We start from the raw sequence: 19,110 nt of genomic DNA on the forward strand, positions 1-19,110 counted from the left end.
GGGGTACTACGCGTGGCTGATCTGGTCCCAGCCCTCGACCGACTCCGGAGTACGGGGCGCCGGGCCGGTGTAGATGGCGGCCGGGCGTACCAGTTTACCGAGACGCTTCTGCTCGAGGATGTGTGCACACCAGCCGGCGGTGCGGCCACAGGTGAACATGGCAGGCATCATGTGCGCGGGAACCTCGGCGAAGTCGAGGATGACGGCGGCCCAGAACTCGACGTTGGTCTCGATCGCGCGATCGGGACGACGCTCACGCAGTTCTGCCAGTGCAGCCTGCTCGAGAGCTGCGGCAGCCTCGTAGCGGGGAGCGTTGAGGCGCTTGGCCGTGGCGCGGAGCACGCGTGCACGGGGATCTTCGGCGCGGTAGACGCGGTGTCCGAAGCCCATGAGCTTTTCCTTGCGGTCGAGGATTCCCTTGACCAGTGCGCGGGCGTCGCCGGTCTTCTCGGTCTCTTCGATCATCGGAAGAACTCGGGCCGGTGCGCCGCCGTGCAGCGGGCCGGACATCGCGCCGATGGCGCCGGAAAGCGAAGCCGCGACGTCGGCGCCCGTGGAGGCGATGACGCGGGCCGTGAAGGTGGAGGCGTTCATGCCGTGCTCGGCTGCCGAGACCCAGTACGCGTCGATTGCCTCGACGTGTGCCGGATCGGGCTCACCCTTCCAGCGAACCATGAAGCGTTCGGTGACGGTCTTGGCCTCGTCGATGCGGCTCTGCGGGACTGCCGGCTGGTAGATGCCGCGAGCGGACTGCGCGACGTACGACAGCGCCATGACGGATGCGCGGGCGAGCTGGTCGCGGGCGGTCTCGTCATCGATGTCGAGGAGCGGCTGGTAGCCCCAGATGGGAGCCAGCATCGCCAGTCCGGCCTGAACGTCGACACGGACGTCGCCGGTGTGAATGGGGAGGGGGAACGGCTCGGCCGGCGGGAGGCCGGGGCCGAAGCGGCCGTCGACGAGAAGGGCCCATACGTTGCCGAAGGTGACCCTCTGGCCGACCAGGTCTTCGATGTCGACTCCGCGGTAGCGCAGTGCGCCGCCGTCCTTGTCAGGTTCTGCGATATCGCTGGTGAAGGCGACGACGCCTTCGAGTCCGCTCACAAAATCGTCCGGTATTGCTGCGCTCGCTGCCATTCTCGTGGACTCTCCTCGTTCGAGTGCGCCAGGTCTACAGTCGCACTGCCTCAGCTTCAGTGACTGCGCCTCGGTGCTCGCAGGGATGAGCACGCACCGTGTTTTGTACTGCGCAATCGTCTCGTCCCGATTCGGCGCTGTCGCTGGTGCGGCTCGCGGTCCGGGTCGGGTCTAGCCACGGCAAACTTTAGCGCGTGCCGCGTAGCCGTTGGCCAGTGAGTACCCGGGAGTAGCGTTCTCGGCTGTGTCGAATGAACGTCAGGACCCGCAGGCGGTGGACAACGAACTCGCGGCCATGCGTGTGGGCTATCCGCAAGCAGGCAGCGAATCGGAGTCCGTCGAGGACCGCATGAGTGCGGAATTGGATACTTCGGTTGTCGAAACCGGTTGGCTGCCCCTCATGCGCCAATGGCTCGTGGACGCCGTCGAAGCTGACGCGCCGGAGCCCAACGCCATGACTCTGTCGACGGTGGACGACGGTGGCCGTCCGGCGTCGCGCACCGTGCTCTGCAAAGGGCTCAGCGAGGACGGCGTCCTCTTCTTCACCAACTACGGATCCGACAAGGCTCGTCACCTCGACGCCCACCCGTACGCGTCGGCGAACTTCACGTGGCTGACCCTTGCCAGGCAAGTGATCGTCCGCGGCACCACCGAGCGGGTGAGTGCTCAACTGACGCAGGAGTATTGGCGAACCAGGCCTCGAGGTTCACAGCTCGGCGCGTGGGCGTCGTCGCAGTCTCGTCCGATCGACTCGCGTGCCGATCTCGACGAGCAACTGCGTGAGGTCGCTGCTCGATTCGGCGTGGACGGTGAGATTCCGGTGCCACCGAACTGGGGCGGGATTCTGATTCGGCCCGAGTCTGTCGAGTTCTGGCAAGGACGCGCGAACCGCATGCACAATCGAGTTCGCACGAGCCTGGTCGACGGACAGTGGTCCGCCGTCCGTCTCCAGCCGTGAGCCGGCTACTCGCGGACACGACTCCGCTCGAGAATCGCGACTATCGACGGCTGTGGACGGCCGGCATCGTCACCGTCATCGGCGCTCAGCTCAGCGTTGTCGCCGTACCGCAACAGGTGTACGAGATCACCCGAAGCTCGGCCTACGTCGGTCTGACGGGAATCTTCGGTCTGGTCCCGCTGGTCGTTTTCGGTCTGTGGGGCGGCGCACTGGCCGACGTCATGGATCGACGACGGCTGTTGATGATCACCTCGATCGGACTCGGCGTCACGTCGGTGCTGTTCTGGATCCAGGCTGCCCTGAACGTGAACAACGTGTGGTTGGTGCTCGGATTGTTCTCGGTTCAACAGGCGTTCTTCGCGGTGAACCAGCCGACGCGAGCGGCGATCATCCCTCGGTTGATTCCGGGCAGGCAGTTACCTGCCGCGAACTCGCTGAACATGACTGTCGTGCAGTTCGGTGCGATAGCCGGCCCGCTACTGGCGGGTGTCCTCATACCGTCGGCCGGTCTGCAACTGCTGTACCTGCTCGACTCGATCTTTCTTCTCGCCACACTGTGGGCGGTATGGAAGCTCCCGGCGATTCCGCCGACCGGAACGTCTCGGCGAGCCGGATTGAGCGAGGTCCTCGGCGGTTTCACGTATCTCGCGACGCAGAAGGTTCTGCTCGCGTCGTTCGTGGTGGACATCATCGCGATGGTGTTCGGGATGTCGCGAGCACTGTTCCCGGAGATCGCTCACGAATCCTTCGGTGACCCCGCCAGCGGCGGTTTTGCGCTGGGACTGCTGTTCGCGGCGATGTCGGTGGGAGCCGTTCTGGGCGGAGTCTTCTCGGGTTGGTTGCCACGGGTTCAGTACCAGGGGCGAGCCGTTCTGGTCTGCATCGCGCTGTGGGGGCTGTCCATGGTCGGCTTCGGCGTTGCCGTGTACTTCGCGAGTCCCGGTTCCAGTGTGATTCTGCTCTGGGTGGCGGTCGCATTCCTGGCATTCGGCGGAGCCGTCGACATGGTCTCGGCGGCTTTCCGCAGCACGATGCTCCAGCAAGTGGCAACCGACGACATGCGCGGACGACTGCAGGGCGTGTTCATCGTGGTCGTGGCGGGTGGTCCGCGTATCGGTGACGTGCTGCACGGCGGTGCAGCCTTCCTGTTCGGGACCGGTGTCGCGGCAGCGGGCGGCGGCTTCCTGGTGATTGTCGGTGTTGTCCTTTCTGCCCTCGCATTTCCGGCATTCGTTCGCTACAAGGTGGGACGCGCCGTCTGACGTCCTGGTTAACCGGTCGCTCGTGGTGGAAACTGGTACGTATGACTGCGCCGCACAGCACGGGTAGGGGAGGGTTCGAGATCCGTGGTGGAGGCTATCGAGCCGAGATCGCCGCGGCCGGTGCCGGGTTGCGGCTACTCGATCACGAAGGACCGAACGGTCAGCGCGCGCTGACCGAGACCTGGGCACTCGGATCGAAGCCACCGCTGTCGGCCGGATTGGTTCTCGCGCCGTGGCCCAACCGAATTCGCGACGGGCACTTCATGTTCGACGGGATCGAGCATCAACTCGAGATCACCGAACCTGCGCTGGGGAACGCGAGCCACGGGTTCGTCCGGCGTCGCAATTGGAGCCTCGTGGACCACACGTACGAGCGCGTCGAACTGTCGGTCGACGTGGGACTTCACAAGGGTTGGCCCTATCCGTTGCAGCTGACGGTCGCCTACGAGGTCGGTGCCGACGGACTGACCGTCACGCACACGGCCACGAACAAGGGTGCGACCTCGTCGCCGTTCGGGCTCGGAATGCACACCTTCATTCGCGCCGGCGACTTTCCGCTCGACGAATGTGCTCTGCATCTGGCAGCAGGCACGCGGTTGCCGATCGATCCGGCGAGGATGCTGCCGAACGCGTATTCGCAGGCAGTCGCCGGTACGGACTACGACTTCCGGACACCGAGACTGCTTGCCGGGGTGCAGTTGGACACTCCGTACAGCGCATTGGACGTCGTCGACGGCAGTGGTCGCACGCAACACGAGCTGCTGGCTCCGGATGGAACGGGCACTGCCCTGTGGACCAACCGCGAGTTCCCGTGGATTCAGGCATTCGTCGCAGATCCCGCCAACGACAAGGGGTATCCCGATCGCGGCCGCGCATTGGCTTTGGAGCCGATGACCTGCCCGCCTGACGCCTTCAACTCGGGCATCGATCTCCTGGTGCTTCATCCGGGTCAGACGTGGACGGGTAGCTGGGGCATCAAGGCGCTGTGATCCGGCTCTCATACCGTGGGATCGTGTAACACCAAGTAGGCATCAGCCGATAACAATCGGTTTTCGGTACCCCGTGTCAGTGGTCCGGAAGGTCCGACGTTGCTCCCATTTGCGAATTGCAGCCGAGATTTGCAGATCAGTGTGGGTAAATGCGCGATTCCGTAGACTGGAGTACCGGTCACGCGAGTGGGAAAGCCCAGACTGGAACATGTCTCAGTTTCGGTGGGTATGTCGGGTTCGTGAGTACCCGAAAAATAGCCGTGGAGCGACCCTCCTTCGGCACGATCTCTCCCGTGCGACTAGTTTCTAGTTGATCGCATGTAGTTACTCGTTGGTTCGAGCTTGAGAGGGATCCTTCGTGCCCGCTGACAATGACACAAAGCCCACGCTTACTTACCCCGGTGGTGAGTACACGATGTCCATTGCCAGGGCAACAGAGGGCAATGACGGCATCGAGCTGGGAAAGCTGCTGGCCACAACGGGGTACACCACCCTTGACCCCGGTTTTGTGAACACTGCATCCACCAGTTCTGCAATCACCTACATCGACGGTGAGAAGGGAATCCTGCGTTACCGCGGATATCCCATCGAGCAGTTGGCAGGTAAGTCGACGTTCATCGAGGTCAGCTACCTGCTGATCTACGGCGAACTGCCGACCGACGCCCAGCTCGAGTCCTTCACGGACCGCATCCGTCGACACACCCTGCTTCACGAGGACCTCAAGCGGTTCTTCGACGGATTCCCGCGCAACGCTCACCCGATGCCGGTTCTCTCGTCCGCAGTGAACGCATTGTCGGCGTACTACCAGGATTCGCTCGATCCCGAGGATCCGGAGCAGGTGGAACTGTCCACCATCCGTCTTCTCGCGAAGCTGCCGACCATCGCTGCGTACGCGTACAAGAAGTCCGTCGGACAGCCGTTCCTGTACCCGGACAACTCGTTGAACCTGGTCGAGAACTTCATGCGTATGACGTTCGGCTTCCCCGCCGAGCCGTACCAGGGTGATCCCGAGGTCGCCAAGGCACTCGACATGCTGCTGATCCTGCACGCCGACCACGAGCAGAACTGCTCCACGTCGACCGTGCGTATGGTCGGCTCGTCGGACGCCAACCTGTTCACCTCCGTCTCTGCCGGCATCAACGCACTGTGGGGCCCGCTGCACGGCGGCGCCAACCAGGCAGTGCTCGAGATGCTCGACGAGATCAAGGCCAGCGGCAGCACCGCAGCCGAGTTCGTCCGCAAGGTCAAGAACAAGGAAGACGGCGTGAAGCTCATGGGCTTCGGGCACCGCGTCTACCGCAACTACGATCCGCGCGCTGCGCTGGTCCGCGAAACCGCGCACACCATCCTCGCCAAGCTCGGCGGCGACGACGAACTGCTCAACATCGCAATGCAACTCGAAGAGGCCGCCCTCACGGACGACTACTTCATCGAGCGCAAGCTCTACCCGAACGTCGACTTCTACACCGGCCTCATCTACCGCGCGATGGGCTTCCCGCCGCGCATGTTCACGGTGCTGTTCGCCATGGGCCGTCTGCCCGGCTGGATTGCGCACTGGCGTGAAATGCACGAGGATCCGGCTACGAAGATCGGCCGCCCGCGCCAGATATACACCGGCTACACCGAGCGTGACTACAGAGACATCACGTCCCGCTGACGCGTGACCTAGCGATATCACCACCCGCTAGTCTTCTGTACCCAACATTTCGCCTCAACGAGGAGGACCCATGAGTAGCAAGCCCGTAATCGAGTTCCAGGAAGGCCCCGCGCCGACCGATCTGGTCATCAAGGATCTGGTTGTCGGAGAAGGCGCCGAAGCCGTTCCCGGTGGCACCGTCGACGTTCACTACGTCGGTGTCGAGTTCGAGTCCGGCGAAGAGTTCGACTCTTCCTGGAGCCGTGGCGAGTCCATTCAGTTCCCGCTTCGTGGCCTGATCAAGGGCTGGCAGGACGGCATCCCGGGCATGAAGGTCGGCGGACGCCGTCAGCTCACCATTCCGCCGGAGCTGGCATACGGCCCCGCCGGTGCAGGGCACCAGCTTTCCGGCAAGACCTTGGTCTTCGTGATCGATCTGCTGGACGCCAAGTAATCCACTGTGCGCCTTTATTAACCCCCCGCGGTTAATAAAGGCGCACAGCACAAGCAGCCCCGCACCGTCAGGTGTGGGGCTTTCTTGTGTGGTCAGCTCGCGGTCTTTCGTCGGTAGAGCCAGTTGGACCACACGAATCCCACGGCGGCGATGCCCAGGCACCACGCGAGGGCGATGGCCGCGCTGTTCCCGATCGGCGTGCCCATCAGGAGTCCGCGCACAGTCTCGATGATCGGAGTCACCGGTTGGTGCCGGGCAAACCCCTGCAGCCAGGACGGCATGGTCTCAGCCGGAACGAAAGCAGTGCTGACGTAGGGCAGGAACATGATGGCGAAGGTGAATCCGCTTGCAGCCTCCGGGTTCTGGGCCAAGAGTCCCAAAGCTGTCGAGAGGTACGACATGGCAAAGACGAAGGCGACGATCGCAGCGGCGACGCCGAGCCAGCGCAACGGATCGCTGGTCGGGCGAAATCCCATGATCAGCGCAACCACGACCACGATCGCCGTAGTCAGGACGTTGCGGACGACGCTGGCCAGTACATGACCGGTCAGGACCGACGACGGAGAGATCGCCAAGGTCCGGAAACGGTCGATGATCCCGTCCTTCATGTCGCTCGAGACGCTGACCGCGGTGGTCGAGGCGCCGAAACCGGCGCACAGAAGGATGATTCCGGGCACTACGTAGTCGATGTAGTCGCTACCGGTGTTGATGGCGCCGCCGAAGACGTAGACGAACAGCAGCATGAGCATGACCGGAAGGGCTATCGCGGTGATCATCGAATCCGGACTGCGCAGAACGTGTTTGAGATTCCGGCGGAGCATCACCGCGGAATCGATTGCAATGGTGGAGGTCATCGAACGCTCGCAATCTCGGGTTGGCCTGATCCGGTGAGCGCGAAGAACACGTCGTCCAGATCCGGAGTGTGAACGGAGAACTTCTCGACGGTGATCGACGGATCGTCGATCGAGTCGAGGATCGCTTTGATCGACGGAACTGCCCCGTCGGAAGGGATGTGCAGGGTCAAGGTCTCGGCATTCGAATGCGCCTGCGGCAGTGACGCCGCGGCGAGTTCGAGTTGGGCCAGGTTCTCGAATTGCAGTGCGACGTGGCCGCCGGGAACAAGGCGTTTGAGTTCGTCCGGTGTTCCCTCGGCGACGATGCGGCCACCGCTCAGCACGCCGACCGTATCGGCCAATTCGTCTGCCTCGTCGAGGTATTGGGTGGTGAGGAAGATGGTGACGCCTGACGCTGTGAGTCCTCGAACGATCGACCACATGTCGTGGCGGCTTCGCGGGTCCAGGCCGGTGGTGGGTTCGTCGAGAAAGACGACGTCCGGTCGGGCGACGAGGCTCATTGCGATGTCGAGTCGTCTGAGCATGCCGCCCGAGTAGTTGCCGGCGCGTTTGTCGCCGAAGTCCGTCAAAACGAACTGGTCGAGCAATTCCTCGGCACGGCGACGGGAGTTCTTCCGGCCCAGGTGATTCAGTTCGCCCAGTAGGGTGAGGTTCTCGAATCCGGTCAGCAAGGTGTCGACGGCTGCGTACTGCCCGGTCACGCTGATGCGTCGCCGAACGTCCTGTGGATCTCCGGGCAGTGAATGCCCCGCGACCGTGACCTCACCTCCGTCGAAGGGGATGAGGGTGGTGAGAATTCTTACGGCCGTGGTCTTTCCGGCGCCGTTCGCGCCGAGGAGGGCGTACACCGATCCGGCCGGGACCGACAGGTCGAGTCCAGCCAGTACCTGTTGATCGCCGTAGCGCTTACGGAGTCCGCGGACCGAGATTGCGGGGATCGTTCCTGACATCGAGACCTCCAATTAAGAACTGTGTATATCATAAACTCGTGTTTATAGCGTACACAGTTCTAGGATGATGGCAAGAGTGAAGAGTGGGAGCTTATGGATCGCGGAGCGCTACCGAGAGCAGTTGAACTGGCCTGGGGACTGGACCAGCCGGGAACGCGGGGTCCGAAGAAGGGGCTCAGTCTCGAGCAAATTCTCGACACCGCGATCGAATTGGCCGACGCAGAAGGCGTCACCGCTCTGTCGATGGGCCGCGTGGCCAAAGCGCTCGGGTTCACGACCATGTCGCTCTACCGCTACGTGGCAAGCAAAGACGAACTGATCGAACTGATTTCGGATCGGGTGATCGGGCCGCCGCCGGTAATTCCCGACGGCGTGACCTGGCGTGTCAAGCTCGAGGCGTGGGCGAATCAGGAGTACGCCACGATGCTGAGTCGACCGTGGTGGCTCAAGCTGCCCATCACGGCTCCACCGACCGGGCCCAACAACATGGCGTGGCTCGACGCGGGTCTGAGCGCCCTCGACGGGGTCGCCCTGAGCGCCGCGTCGAAGTTCCAGGTGGTGACCAACGTGTCGTTGTTCGTCATCGGCCGCGCTCGATTCTCGGCTGACCTGGCTTCTCGTTCAGCGCAGTCGGCAGACGACGACGTCGCATACGGCGCTCTCATTGCTCGTGTCATCAATCGGGAGGGATTCCCCTACCTGAGTGCCGCAATCGAGGAAGGCGGCTTCGAGGACGGCAGCCCGGAGGGTGAGGCCGCCGGCGACGATGCCTTCGATTTCAGTTTCTCGCTTGGCTTACTTCTCGACGGAATCGAGAAGCTGGTGCTGCAGCGGTCAGGACACCAGCGCAGTGGCGCTGACGTCGTCGATGATCAGATCGGTGATCAGCCCGCCCCGTAGTGCTCCCTCCAGGGCCGGCAGTTTTGCTGTTCCGGCGACGATGCACACGCGCCTGGCGACCTTCTCGAAAAGGTCCAGTCGCGGGCCGCTCGCGCGCTCGTTGAGTTCGATTCCGCGGTAGCTCCCGTCCGACCGGAAGAAGACGGTTGCGATGTCGCCGACCACTCCGTCGCGTCGAAGTGCTTCTGCTTCATCGGGTTCGAGGTATCCGGCGGTGTAGACGTGACTCGGTACGTTGCCGCCTGGTACGCCGATGCTGAAGACTGCCAGGTCCATTCGCTTCTGCATGTCCAAGACGCGTTTGATGCTTCGTTCGCGCCACAGTTGCTCCCGAGTTTCCGGGTAGTCGAAGAAGGCAGGCACCGGAAATCCTTGTGGCAGAGCACCGTAGGCGTCGGCGATGGTTCTGATGATGTCGCTGGCGTAAGAGATTCCGGTGGTGCGAGTATTCGCAGCGCCGTTGAGTTGCACGACGTACGAGTTGTACGTGCGTTTGGGGGCAAGGTGCTTGCTGACTTCACTGAGTGTGGTTCCCCAGGCGATCCCCATCACCATGTCGCTGTCGAAGAACGACGCCAGCAGGCGTCCGGCAAAGGTTGCGACCTTTTCGAGTCGCTCGAGATCTCCCACCAGTTCCGGCACGGTCACCACGTGGGCGCGCACTCCGTACCGTTCCGAGAACTCGCGTTCGATGCGAGGAGCCTGGCCGTGCGGGGTGCTGATCTTGATCTCGACGAGACCCGAGGTGCGCGCGTAGGTGATCAATCGGGAGACGGTGGATCGGGACACCCCCATGTCGCGGCCGATGGCAGCCATGGTCTGGTCCTGGAAGTAGTAGAGGCGTGCGGCCTGAACTGCGTCGGCGATGCGCGGGTCCGCCGGATCGGAGGTAGCGGAGTCCGAAGTGGGAGTTTCCATGGGTTCGTCCTGTCTGCACGTACGTGCAAGAGCATTGAACCGAATCTTATCCGAGTAGGCCCAGGCCGAAGCGCTCGATCACGCAAAGTCCCAGAAGTGTGTCTGTTACCCGCGTTACGGTGCGCAAATGGGCCATTTGCACATATGTGCACGAGCTATGCGTGAATGTGCAAACGGCCTTACGCTACGGGTGCAGCAAACCAAACTATGACATGCATCACAACGAAGTGAGGGTGGGGATGGAGAAAGCCAAGCGATTAGGGCTTCCAGGCGAGTTGGCAGCCGAGTTCGCCGGAACGATGATCTTGATCTTGTTCGGCGTCGGAGTTGTGGCGCAGGTTGTGTCCGGCGGGAGCGGTGGGGGTCTCGGCGGACACGACAGTATCGCGTGGGCCTGGGGACTCGGCGTCATGTTCGGCATCTATGTCGCAGGCCGGGTGACGGGTGCTCATCTGAACCCCGCAGTGACCTTCGCCTTTGCGATCTTCCGGGGATTCTCCTGGCGCAAGGTCCTGCCCTACACGCTGGCGCAGACCGCTGGAGCCTTTGTCGCGGCCCTGATCGTCCGGTGGAATTACAACGACATGCTCAATGCCATCGATCCCGGACACACAACGGCGACTCAGACGATCTTCTCGACGATGCCCGGAAACGGAACGCTCCCGGTCAGTCTGGGATCAGCGCTGATAGATCAGATCATCGGCACGGCGATCCTGTTGTTCCTCATCGTTGCGGTGACCGATACTCGGGGAACTCCGCCGCTCGCGAATCTTGCGCCCTTCGTCGTCGGTTTGATCGTGGTGGCAATCGGATTCGCATGGGCGACCAACGCGGGTTACGCCATCAATCCGGCCCGTGACTTCGGTCCGCGGCTGGCGTCGTATCTCACCGGTTACGGCAGCGCCTGGCGAGATCAGTACGGGAGCCTGTATTTCTGGGTGCCCATCGTGGGGCCGCTGATCGGCGCTCCGATCGGGGTGTTCCTCTACGACAAGCTGATTGGTCGATTCCTGCCTGACGAGTCGGTGGAGAAGGCAGCCGAGGAGCCGGCCACGATACCGGCCTGACGGCGAATCATCATCTCTGACAGTAAATCTTTCGCACTTTCTTCGACACCAAAGGGGTAGCACGATGGCGCAGTTCGTAGCCGCGATAGACCAGGGAACCACCTCCACGCGATGCATGATCTTCGATCACAGTGGGCACGTAGTCGCTGTCGAACAGCACGAGCACACACAGATCTTTCCGCAGGCAGGCTGGGTCGAACACGATCCGATCGAAATTTGGGACAACGTCCGCAACGTCACCGCGGGCGCCTTGGCCAACGCAGATCTGACCGCGGCCGACATCGCATCCGTCGGCATCACCAATCAGCGTGAGACGGCAGTGGTCTGGGAACGAGCAACCGGAAAGCCCGTTTACAACGCCATCGTCTGGCAGGACACACGCACCGATCGAATCTGTACTGCACTCGCCGGCGAAGACGGCCCCAGGAAGTACACCGAAGTCACCGGATTGCCGTTGGCCACGTACTTTTCGGGCCCCAAGGTCAAGTGGATTCTCGACAACGTCGAGGGCGCGCGTGAGAAGGCCGAAGCAGGCGAGTTGTGCTTCGGCACGATGGACACCTGGGTGCTGTGGAACATGACCGGCGGCGTCGACGGCGGAGTGCACGCTACCGACCCCACCAACGCGTCGCGCACTCTGTTGATGGATCTCGACACTCTCGCTTGGGATTCGGCGATCTGCGCCGACATGGGCATCCCCGAATCGATGCTCCCCGAGATTCGCAGCTCGTCCGAAACTTTCGGATTCGTGCGCGAACGCGGAACGTTGTCCGGCGTGCCGATCGCCGGAATCCTCGGCGATCAGCAAGCAGCGACTTTCGGTCAGGCCTGCCTCTCGCCCGGAGAAGCGAAGAACACCTACGGAACCGGCAACTTCGTGCTCCTCAACACCGGCACCGAAAAGGTGATGAGCAAGAACGGCTTGTTGACGACGGTCTGTTACAAGATCGGTGAGCAGCCAACGGTTTACGCACTGGAAGGATCGATCGCCGTGACCGGTTCGCTGGTCCAGTGGCTTCGGGACAACCTCGGCATGATCGACAACGCGGCCGACATCGAGGTGAACGCGCGCTCTGTGGACGACAACGGTGGCGCGTACTTCGTGCCCGCGTTCTCGGGCCTGTTTGCACCGCATTGGCGCGCGGATGCACGCGGTGCGATCGTCGGTCTGACAAGGTTCGTGAACAAGGGGCACCTTGCCCGGGCGGTGCTCGAAGCGACTGCGTACCAGAGTCGTGAGGTGATCGAGGCGATGAACCTCGACTCGGGTGTCGACTTGAAGGTTCTCAAGGTCGACGGCGGAATGGTCGCGAACGAACTCCTCATGCAATTCCAGGCCGATCTGCTCGACGTCGAGGTGATCCGCCCTGTCGTTGCGGAGACCACGGCATTGGGCGCTGCGTACGCCGCTGGTCTCGCGGTCGGGTACTGGGAGAGCGAGGACGACATTCGCAGCAACTGGGCGAAGGACAAGAGCTGGACGCCGTCGATGGATTCGGCCGAGCGTGAGCGCCTGTATGCAGGCTGGCAGAAAGCCGTCACTCGGACACTCGACTGGGTCGACGCAGACTGATCGCGGCGCCCCCATTTCTACCTATTTTCAAGTGAAGGAACAGTTTTCATGAGCACAGCACAAGCATTGAGTCCGTCCTCGCGGGCGGAGTCGCTGAAGAAGTTGGAAGAAACCGAACTCGACGTCCTCGTTATCGGCGGTGGCGTGGTCGGAGCGGGTAGCGCGCTCGACGCCGCAACTCGCGGTCTGAAGGTGGGCTTGGTGGAGGCTCGCGACTTCGCGTCCGGAACCTCGAGCAGGTCGAGCAAGCTGTTCCACGGCGGACTGCGTTACCTCGAGCAGTTCAATTTTGCGCTCGTGTTCGAGGCACTGCGTGAGCGGTCGCTGGTTCTGAATTCGCTGTGCCCGCATCTCGCGAAGCCGGTGCCGTTCATCTACCCACTCGAGAAGTTGATCGACCGGCCGTACGTCGGTCTGGGCATCGGCGTCTACGACGTGATGGGCGCAGGCCGCGGGGTTCCCTCACACCACAAGCATGTGGGCAAGAAGAAGACTCTCGAATCGTTCCCTTCCGGAAAGCGCTCTGCTATCCGGGGTTCGGTCAAGTTCTACGAGGGTCAGGTAGATGACGCCCGCCACACGATGATGCTGGCGCGCACAGCAGCCGAATACGGCGCGCTGTGCGTCAACAGCACCCGCGTAATCGGCTTTCTCCGTGAGGAGGACCGCGTAGTCGGGGTGAAGGCCGTGGATCTGGAAACGGGTCGCGCGTTCGAGATCCGTGCTCGTCAGGTCATCAACGCCGCCGGGGTCTGGACCGACGAGATCCAGGAAATGGTCGGTGGGCGAGGGCAATTCCAGGTTCGCGCTTCGAAAGGTGTGCACCTGGTCGTCCCGCGAAACCGCATCAACTCCTCTACCGGAATCATCACGCGGACCGAGAAGAGTCTGCTGTTCGTGATCCCGTGGGGAAGCCACTGGATCATCGGTACGACGGACACCGACTGGAACCTCGACCTCGCGCATCCGGCAGCGAGCCGAAGCGATATCGACTACATCCTCGGACATGTCAACAAGCTGCTCCAGGACGAGTTGACGCACGAGGACGTCGTCGGTGTGTACGCGGGACTGCGTCCGTTGTTGTTCGGCGAATCGGACTCGACCAGCACTCTCTCGCGTGAGCACGCGGTGTCGAGTCCGGTTCGAGGGTTGACGGTGGGCGCCGGTGGCAAGTACACGACCTACCGCGTGATGGCCAAGGACGCAGTCGATTCCGCGGTACACGGATTGGAACAGAAGGTGCCGAAGTCCTGCACCGAGCGTATCCAACTGGTGGGTGCCGACGGTTATTTTGCCGCGCACAACAATCGGCATCTCACCGCTGAGCGCACCGGGCTCCACGTTTCGACCATCGAGCACCTACTCGGGCGGTACGGCACTTTGGCTGACGAGTTGTTCGAACTCATCGAGGCGAGGCCTGAACTGGGGCAGCCGTTGGACTCCGCCCCTGAGTACCTCAAGGCGGAGATTCACTACGCCGCGAGTCACGAGGGTGCACAGCATCTCGACGACATCCTCACCCGTCGTACCCGCATCTCCATCGAGGTTACCGATCGCGGCGATGCGGCAGCTGCCGAAGTGGCGGAACTGGTTGCGCCGGTGCTCGGTTGGACTCCCGAGCACATTGCCGAGGAGATCGAGCACTACCGGTTGCGCGTCGCAGCCGAGCGGGAATCTCAGGAGCAGCCCGATGACCTCACAGCTGATGCGGCGCGCCTCGGTGCACCGGACGTTCGCACCGGAGTCACTGTCGGACAGGTTTGAGTCCGGGACGCCAATGATCGGCCGGGACGCTGTGTCCCGGCCGATCGACCGAACTGCCTCGATGTCAATCGAACTCGTCTGCCGAACATTCAGGGAGGTCGATCGTCACAACCGCGCCCTCGTTCGGATGGTTCGCGAAGTCGATACGAGCGCCGATGACCGCCGCTTGTCCCACTACGATCGTCAAGCCGAGGCCCAGGCCTGAGTTCGGGCCGCGTTCGACGGAGTTGGTCTGAAATCTCTTCGGCCCCTGGCGAAGCCACTCTTCAGTGAACCCGACGCCCCGATCTCGGACCGTGATGCGGGAGTGGTCGACGTGGACATTGATCGGCGACTTTCCGTGATTGCGAGCATTCAAGATCAGGTTGGCGATGATCCGCTCCAGTCTGCGCGCGTCGGTGTACGACACGGGGGTGCCGTGAACACTCACTTCACACTCGACTCCTGTGGTGGAAATCGCGTGACGCACCACCGGCGCCAGTTCCACCGATTGGATGTCTGCCTGCTCGGAGGTGGTGTCGAGGCGTGCCACTTCGATGACGTCCTCGGCGAGCCTCCTGAGTTTGTGGACGCCGTCGCGCACCAATTCGGTTGGCCTACCGGGTGGCAGGAGCTCTGCGGCGCCGACCAGTCCGGAGATGGGTGTTCTGAGATCATGCGCGATGTTGGCTGTCACGCGCTTCTCGGCGTCCAATTGTCCCCGTAGAGCATCGGACATCGCGTCGACCGCATCCGCCAGCTCGGTGATCTCGTCGTCGAAAAGCGACCAGGTGACCGAGCGGACGCGGATGTCCGCTCCGGTAGACACTTTGCGAGCCGCACGGGCGGCCGAGCGCAATCGATACGACATCGCGAGTCCAAGCAGCACACCCAGGACGGCACCCGCTGCGATCACTGCGATGGTGGCGTTGCGAAGTGTCCGATCGACGCTGGCGATCGATTCCCGCTGCGCGGTGTACGGGACGCGAATCGCCACCACCTGAGTGTTGACGTCGGCAGCGGCCCAGACAAATGGCTGGTCCCCGCTGTCGACAAGGTAGGTGGCACGTTTGCCGCCCGCCACGGCCTGACGCAACTCTTCCGGAACGTCGAGACCATCTGTGGTGGCGCGGAACAGCGCACGCATGCTGCCCGTTTCGTCCTGCAGCACCAGTTGGAGATTGCGATCAGCTGCCGCCCGCGCTGCATCCTCTTGGTTGTGTGAAAAGGTTTGATGCATCACGGTACTGAGCGTGATCGAGGCGACGGCGATCACGAACGTGATGGCCGCCGCGATCTTCCACTGAAACGACAACCGCCTCCCGGTGGACGGGAGCTTGGCGGCGAGATCCCGCGATCTCACCGATGGTTGTCCATCGTGTAGCCGAACCCCCGGACGGTCCGGATCTGTTCGGAGCCGATCTTCGTGCGCAATCGCTGAACGTGAACGTCGACGATGCGCGTATCGCCGCCCCAGTCGTAATCCCAGACGTCCGAGAGCAGTTCGGAGCGAGACCAGACTTTGCGCGGCACACTCACCATGACCAGGAGCAGCTTCATTTCGGTGGGCGTGAGAGCCACTTCGGCGCCCGAACGCGTGACGGTCACCAACTCGCGATCGATCTCCAGATCGCCGAGAGTCACGATGTCTTTCTCCGTACCGGAATGGGATTCGACCCGCCGGAGCACACTTCGGATACGGGCCACCAGGACACCGCTGTCGAAGGGCTTGGTGACGTAGTCGTCGGCACCGGCTTCCAATCCGAGAACGATGTCGACCGGGTCGTCGCGCGCGGACAGCATGATGACCGGCACCGACAGTTCCTCACGAATGCGTCGGCACAGGCTGATTCCGTTCAGGTCGGGAAGCATCACGTCGAGGACGGCGATATCCGGCTTGGCGTCGACCGCCATATCCATTCCGGTCAACCCACCCGATGCGGTGATCACCCGAAACCCGTTGCGTTCGAGATTCAATTGCGTTGCTTCGCGTATGACAGCGTCGTCTTCGACCAGCAAAATCAACGGATCGGTCATCGGCCTTCGCTTTCATGGGAACGGAACACTCTCAAACCCTTCACCGGTCCACTTGTATGCAGTCGACGATTGACAGAACTCCGGAATGCCGGGGTCTTTGCACAGGTCGACCATGACCGACAATCCTCCGGTTGAGCCGACGACGTAGCGTCCTGGGTCTTGCACTCCGAAGACTTTGTGAGCGCCCGATTCGTCGATCTGGTAGACGAATCCGGCGACCATGAAGCTGACCGGTGGGGCCGGTCGTCCCCAGATGCCGACAGACTCGCAGGTGAAGACATTGACGACGGCATCTTGCCAAACGGCGCCTGTCACGGGGGAATACCGGATTTCGAAGGGGAAGTTCGCATCACCGCACAGTCGGAGACTGTCCTTGACCGCATCGGACACTTCCGGGTCTGCTCTGAGGAGGGCAACAGGATCGATGCTCAAGCCCTGTGAGAGATCCGAGGGGTCGAGTGATGCTGCGATATTCGGAGTGGGTTCTGATTCAGGCTCGGTGGAACAGGAGGCGAGAGCAAACGCGACCGGCAGGCAAACACCGGCGAGCATTGCGCGGCGACGGCGATCAATCACGGATGAACTCCATTCCATCCCAGTGGAACTCGGTCCGAAGCGGTGGACGGGGGCAACATTCGAACTCCGGTGGCCGCGGATCCGTTTCCAGGACAGACAAACTCGCGGCGCGTTGACCGCTGACGATGAACTTTCCGCGCTCTTCGACGGAGAACAGGCGCTCACCCAGTTCGGGATCGTCTTCACTCGAACCGGCCTTGCCGCTGCGGTAGACGTAGCCGGCAAGGTTGACCGAAATCGACACTCCGGTCCCGGGTTGGTGGGCCGGTTGGCACGGATACACATTCATGACGACGAGTTCGGTCTCCGGCACGATACGCGGTGCGCCTGGATCGAGAAGGATGGACCCGACCGAGATCGGATACCAGTCAGGGCACGACCGAAGTTCTGTCTTCACTCCCTCGGACACCCCAGGATCGTCGAGGAGCGCCCGGCCCAACCTCGAGTTTTCGGCAACCCGTCTGGCCAGGTCTGCAGGTTGTGTGACGGGCAACCCGGTGGAAGCGACATCGCCTTCGATCACAACGCCCTGGGTGGACGCGCAGCCGGTGATCACGGACGCTCCGAGGGTTGCTGCCGCGAGCGCTGTACCGAACAGGCTGCGTGTACGGTCTGATCGACCGCCGCAGATGTCACTCCGATACAACACGTTCCCCTCCCCGGCCGCTGCGAACCCTCTCATCGGCATGTGCGTTTTCATACGATCACAGGTGATCTCGATATCGGAGTTTTGCCACCCACCGTTACGTAATCGTATGAATGTCAGGACCGTCGAGAGTTGGTACGCGACCGACGGAATTCTGTTACGAAACCGATGGAATCAGGCTCCTAGAGTGAGTCACGTCGGTGTTCACCGCTTGGGCGGAACGAGCTGATCCGCGTATCGAGGAGTGTGAGAGCAAATGCCTGAAGTATTGCTGACCAACAAGACTCGGCGTCTGCGAGTGCTGCTCGCCGTACTGACGATCGGGGTGGTGTGCGCGATGACAGGGTGTTCGAGTGATGACAACAGCGCTCCAGGAGACGAACCGACGACTACATCGGTGGTTGCGGCGTCTACGACCCCACCGCCGCTGACCGCAGCGACCACTTCGGAGACAGTCGAAGGCTCGAACTCGGTGGGCGGCGGTACGGACGCATCCACCCCCGGAGTCCCGGCGGGCGGAGCTGCGCCGGCCTGGACCCCGGTCTCGACCAGCGCGGCTGCCCCTGCGGCCCCTGGTCCGGCTACCGAGTCGACCAAGTGCACCGATCAGATCAACTATGTGGGTGACCCTCGTTCGAATGCGGAGATCAACAGCATCGGAGAGCGGATGGGTTCGTGCCCGGCGCCCCTCCCGCCCGATGCCGTCGAGCCCCCCGAGAAGTGCACCGACCAGATCAACTACGGCGCTGATCCTCGTTCCAACGCCGAGATCAACATCATCGGGGAACAAACCGGGATCTGCCCCGAGCCGATACGCCCCTAGCGACTTCAAAACCTGAGCATTAGTCGGGAATTCGACCAAGAGCCGAACCAGGGGGAGATCGGAATGACAAGCAGGGCAGGTGGACGTTCGATCGACAGTGTTGCCGACGATGCGTCCCGAGGGGATCGGGACGCGATTGCAGAACTCCTTCAACGCATCGTGCCTCTGGTGACGCGGCGCTGCCGTGCCGAACTGCGACCGCTCGACGCTGATCGTATTGCCGTCGGTATCTGCCGATCCGTCCTGTCCGACATTCGGCGACGTAGACGTGCCGGAGAAGCGTTCCTCGCGCATCTGTACGACGCGATCAGTCGCGAAATCGATTCGCTACCTGCCTCCAGTCGACTCACTCTGCCCTTCGGTGATCTGTCGGCCGCAGAACGCAACGTCTTGGTAGCTCGCATCGTTGTCGGCTTCGACGTGCGCGAGACGGCGCTGTCACTGAGAACGACAACGAGCGCCGTCGAACTCGCCCAACACCGCGCGCTGGCCAAGATCAGACGCGACAGCCTGAGCGGCGCCTGAATCAACGCTCGAAAGTCAACAGCTGCAACCCTTCGCAACTCCCGGCAACCTCACGCAACTCTTTC

At 62.4% G+C, this 19,110-nt stretch carries 19 protein-coding genes; 11 read left to right on the forward strand and 8 right to left on the reverse strand.

Going from position 1 to position 19,110, the window contains the following annotated elements:
- Positions 1-6: 6 nt before the first annotated feature.
- Complete coding sequence (locus tag A2J01_RS34420; protein ID WP_003940025.1) at positions 7-1,134, reverse strand: citrate synthase 2; 1,128 nt, start codon at positions 1,132-1,134, stop codon at positions 7-9.
- A 244-nt stretch (positions 1,135-1,378) separates the two neighbouring features.
- On the opposite strand from A2J01_RS34420, the gene pdxH reads away from it, so the two are divergent.
- From pdxH to A2J01_RS34445, 5 genes are all read left to right on the forward strand, one after another.
- Positions 1,379-2,092, forward strand: coding sequence for a pyridoxamine 5'-phosphate oxidase (gene pdxH, locus A2J01_RS34425; protein ID WP_007733483.1), 714 nt, complete (start codon positions 1,379-1,381; stop codon positions 2,090-2,092).
- Entirely contained in the window at positions 2,089-3,354 is a 1,266-nt protein-coding gene (locus A2J01_RS34430) for an MFS transporter (RefSeq protein WP_021332219.1), read from the forward strand. Before pdxH ends, A2J01_RS34430 begins: the two co-directional genes overlap by 4 nt.
- Before the next feature lie 41 nt (positions 3,355-3,395).
- Positions 3,396-4,343 (forward strand): aldose 1-epimerase family protein, encoded by a 948-nt coding sequence (locus A2J01_RS34435; protein WP_042921680.1) that lies wholly within the window; start codon positions 3,396-3,398, stop codon positions 4,341-4,343.
- A 358-nt stretch (positions 4,344-4,701) separates the two neighbouring features.
- The gene (locus A2J01_RS34440) at positions 4,702-6,000 is read left to right on the forward strand and encodes a citrate synthase (RefSeq protein ID WP_003940509.1); all 1,299 of its coding nucleotides are present in this window, start codon (positions 4,702-4,704) and stop codon (positions 5,998-6,000) included.
- Positions 6,001-6,070: 70 nt separating this feature from the next.
- The gene (locus A2J01_RS34445) at positions 6,071-6,433 is read left to right on the forward strand and encodes an FKBP-type peptidyl-prolyl cis-trans isomerase (protein WP_003940440.1); all 363 of its coding nucleotides are present in this window, start codon (positions 6,071-6,073) and stop codon (positions 6,431-6,433) included.
- A gap of 92 nt (positions 6,434-6,525) precedes the next feature.
- Here the strand turns inward: A2J01_RS34445 and A2J01_RS34450 are convergent, their stop codons facing one another.
- Both A2J01_RS34450 and A2J01_RS34455 read right to left on the reverse strand, forming a co-directional pair.
- On the reverse strand, positions 6,526-7,287 hold the full coding sequence (locus A2J01_RS34450) for an ABC transporter permease (protein ID WP_064114463.1): 762 nt from the start codon (positions 7,285-7,287) through the stop codon (positions 6,526-6,528).
- On the reverse strand, positions 7,284-8,237 hold the full coding sequence (locus tag A2J01_RS34455) for an ATP-binding cassette domain-containing protein (RefSeq protein WP_064114464.1): 954 nt from the start codon (positions 8,235-8,237) through the stop codon (positions 7,284-7,286). The genes A2J01_RS34450 and A2J01_RS34455 overlap by 4 nt, the downstream gene beginning before the upstream one ends.
- Before the next feature lie 93 nt (positions 8,238-8,330).
- Here A2J01_RS34455 and A2J01_RS34460 point away from each other — a divergent pair, with 93 nt between their 5' ends.
- Entirely contained in the window at positions 8,331-9,137 is an 807-nt protein-coding gene (locus A2J01_RS34460) for a TetR/AcrR family transcriptional regulator (protein WP_064114465.1), read from the forward strand.
- Here the strand turns inward: A2J01_RS34460 and A2J01_RS34465 are convergent.
- Positions 9,072-10,055, reverse strand: coding sequence for a sugar-binding transcriptional regulator (locus A2J01_RS34465; protein WP_007733475.1), 984 nt, complete (start codon positions 10,053-10,055; stop codon positions 9,072-9,074). The two genes, A2J01_RS34460 and A2J01_RS34465, sit on opposite strands and share 66 nt — an antisense overlap.
- 239 nt (positions 10,056-10,294) lie before the next feature.
- Here A2J01_RS34465 and A2J01_RS34470 point away from each other — a divergent pair, with 239 nt between their 5' ends.
- From A2J01_RS34470 to A2J01_RS34480, 3 genes are all read left to right on the forward strand, one after another.
- Positions 10,295-11,122, forward strand: coding sequence for an MIP/aquaporin family protein (locus A2J01_RS34470; RefSeq protein ID WP_003940085.1), 828 nt, complete (start codon positions 10,295-10,297; stop codon positions 11,120-11,122).
- Positions 11,123-11,186: 64 nt separating this feature from the next.
- Complete coding sequence (gene glpK / locus A2J01_RS34475) at positions 11,187-12,695, forward strand: glycerol kinase GlpK (RefSeq protein WP_003939742.1); 1,509 nt, start codon at positions 11,187-11,189, stop codon at positions 12,693-12,695.
- Positions 12,696-12,743: 48 nt separating this feature from the next.
- Positions 12,744-14,459: a glycerol-3-phosphate dehydrogenase/oxidase gene (locus tag A2J01_RS34480; RefSeq protein WP_064114466.1), complete on the forward strand. Its 1,716-nt coding sequence runs from the start codon at positions 12,744-12,746 to the stop codon at positions 14,457-14,459.
- A 64-nt stretch (positions 14,460-14,523) separates the two neighbouring features.
- On the opposite strand, the gene A2J01_RS34485 is transcribed toward A2J01_RS34480, so the two are convergent.
- Genes A2J01_RS34485 through A2J01_RS34500 form a run of 4 tightly spaced genes read right to left on the reverse strand, consistent with a single transcriptional unit; the run spans position 14,524 to position 17,700 of the window.
- Entirely contained in the window at positions 14,524-15,801 is a 1,278-nt protein-coding gene (locus tag A2J01_RS34485) for a sensor histidine kinase (protein WP_058226118.1), read from the reverse strand.
- Positions 15,798-16,475 (reverse strand): response regulator transcription factor, encoded by a 678-nt coding sequence (locus A2J01_RS34490; RefSeq protein ID WP_003939990.1) that lies wholly within the window; start codon positions 16,473-16,475, stop codon positions 15,798-15,800. The genes A2J01_RS34485 and A2J01_RS34490 overlap by 4 nt, the downstream gene beginning before the upstream one ends.
- A gap of 12 nt (positions 16,476-16,487) precedes the next feature.
- Positions 16,488-17,051, reverse strand: coding sequence for a hypothetical protein (locus A2J01_RS34495; RefSeq protein ID WP_007733471.1), 564 nt, complete (start codon positions 17,049-17,051; stop codon positions 16,488-16,490).
- The gene (locus A2J01_RS34500) at positions 17,044-17,700 is read right to left on the reverse strand and encodes a hypothetical protein (RefSeq protein ID WP_003939689.1); all 657 of its coding nucleotides are present in this window, start codon (positions 17,698-17,700) and stop codon (positions 17,044-17,046) included. Before A2J01_RS34500 ends, A2J01_RS34495 begins: the two co-directional genes overlap by 8 nt.
- Before the next feature lie 253 nt (positions 17,701-17,953).
- Between A2J01_RS34500 and A2J01_RS34505 the strand changes: the two genes are divergently transcribed.
- A complete protein-coding gene (locus A2J01_RS34505) occupies positions 17,954-18,520 on the forward strand; it encodes a hypothetical protein (protein ID WP_007733469.1) in 567 nt (188 codons plus the stop codon).
- 63 nt (positions 18,521-18,583) lie between these two features.
- Positions 18,584-19,045 (forward strand): RNA polymerase sigma factor SigD, encoded by a 462-nt coding sequence (locus A2J01_RS34510; RefSeq protein ID WP_007733468.1) that lies wholly within the window; start codon positions 18,584-18,586, stop codon positions 19,043-19,045.
- The last annotated feature ends 65 nt before the right edge of the window (positions 19,046-19,110 follow it).

It is taken from the genome of Rhodococcus sp. EPR-134, from assembly GCF_001647205.1.
Taxonomy (GTDB): Bacteria; Actinomycetota; Actinomycetes; order Mycobacteriales; family Mycobacteriaceae; genus Rhodococcus_F; species Rhodococcus_F qingshengii.

Coding starts and splice junctions, on each gene's coding strand:
- A2J01_RS34470 (WP_003940085.1), top strand. CDS start 10,295: ATGGAGAAAGCCAAGCGATTAGGGCTTCCAGGCGAGTTGGCAGCCGAG.
- A2J01_RS34455 (WP_064114464.1), bottom strand. CDS start 8,237: ATGTCAGGAACGATCCCCGCAATCTCGGTCCGCGGACTCCGTAAGCGC.
- A2J01_RS34505 (WP_007733469.1), top strand. CDS start 17,954: ATGCCTGAAGTATTGCTGACCAACAAGACTCGGCGTCTGCGAGTGCTG.
- glpK (WP_003939742.1), top strand. CDS start 11,187: ATGGCGCAGTTCGTAGCCGCGATAGACCAGGGAACCACCTCCACGCGA.
- A2J01_RS34510 (WP_007733468.1), top strand. CDS start 18,584: ATGACAAGCAGGGCAGGTGGACGTTCGATCGACAGTGTTGCCGACGAT.
- A2J01_RS34460 (WP_064114465.1), top strand. CDS start 8,331: ATGGATCGCGGAGCGCTACCGAGAGCAGTTGAACTGGCCTGGGGACTG.
- A2J01_RS34480 (WP_064114466.1), top strand. CDS start 12,744: ATGAGCACAGCACAAGCATTGAGTCCGTCCTCGCGGGCGGAGTCGCTG.
- A2J01_RS34490 (WP_003939990.1), bottom strand. CDS start 16,475: ATGACCGATCCGTTGATTTTGCTGGTCGAAGACGACGCTGTCATACGC.
- A2J01_RS34450 (WP_064114463.1), bottom strand. CDS start 7,287: ATGACCTCCACCATTGCAATCGATTCCGCGGTGATGCTCCGCCGGAAT.
- A2J01_RS34445 (WP_003940440.1), top strand. CDS start 6,071: ATGAGTAGCAAGCCCGTAATCGAGTTCCAGGAAGGCCCCGCGCCGACC.
- A2J01_RS34435 (WP_042921680.1), top strand. CDS start 3,396: ATGACTGCGCCGCACAGCACGGGTAGGGGAGGGTTCGAGATCCGTGGT.
- A2J01_RS34420 (WP_003940025.1), bottom strand. CDS start 1,134: ATGGCAGCGAGCGCAGCAATACCGGACGATTTTGTGAGCGGACTCGAA.
- A2J01_RS34465 (WP_007733475.1), bottom strand. CDS start 10,055: ATGGAAACTCCCACTTCGGACTCCGCTACCTCCGATCCGGCGGACCCG.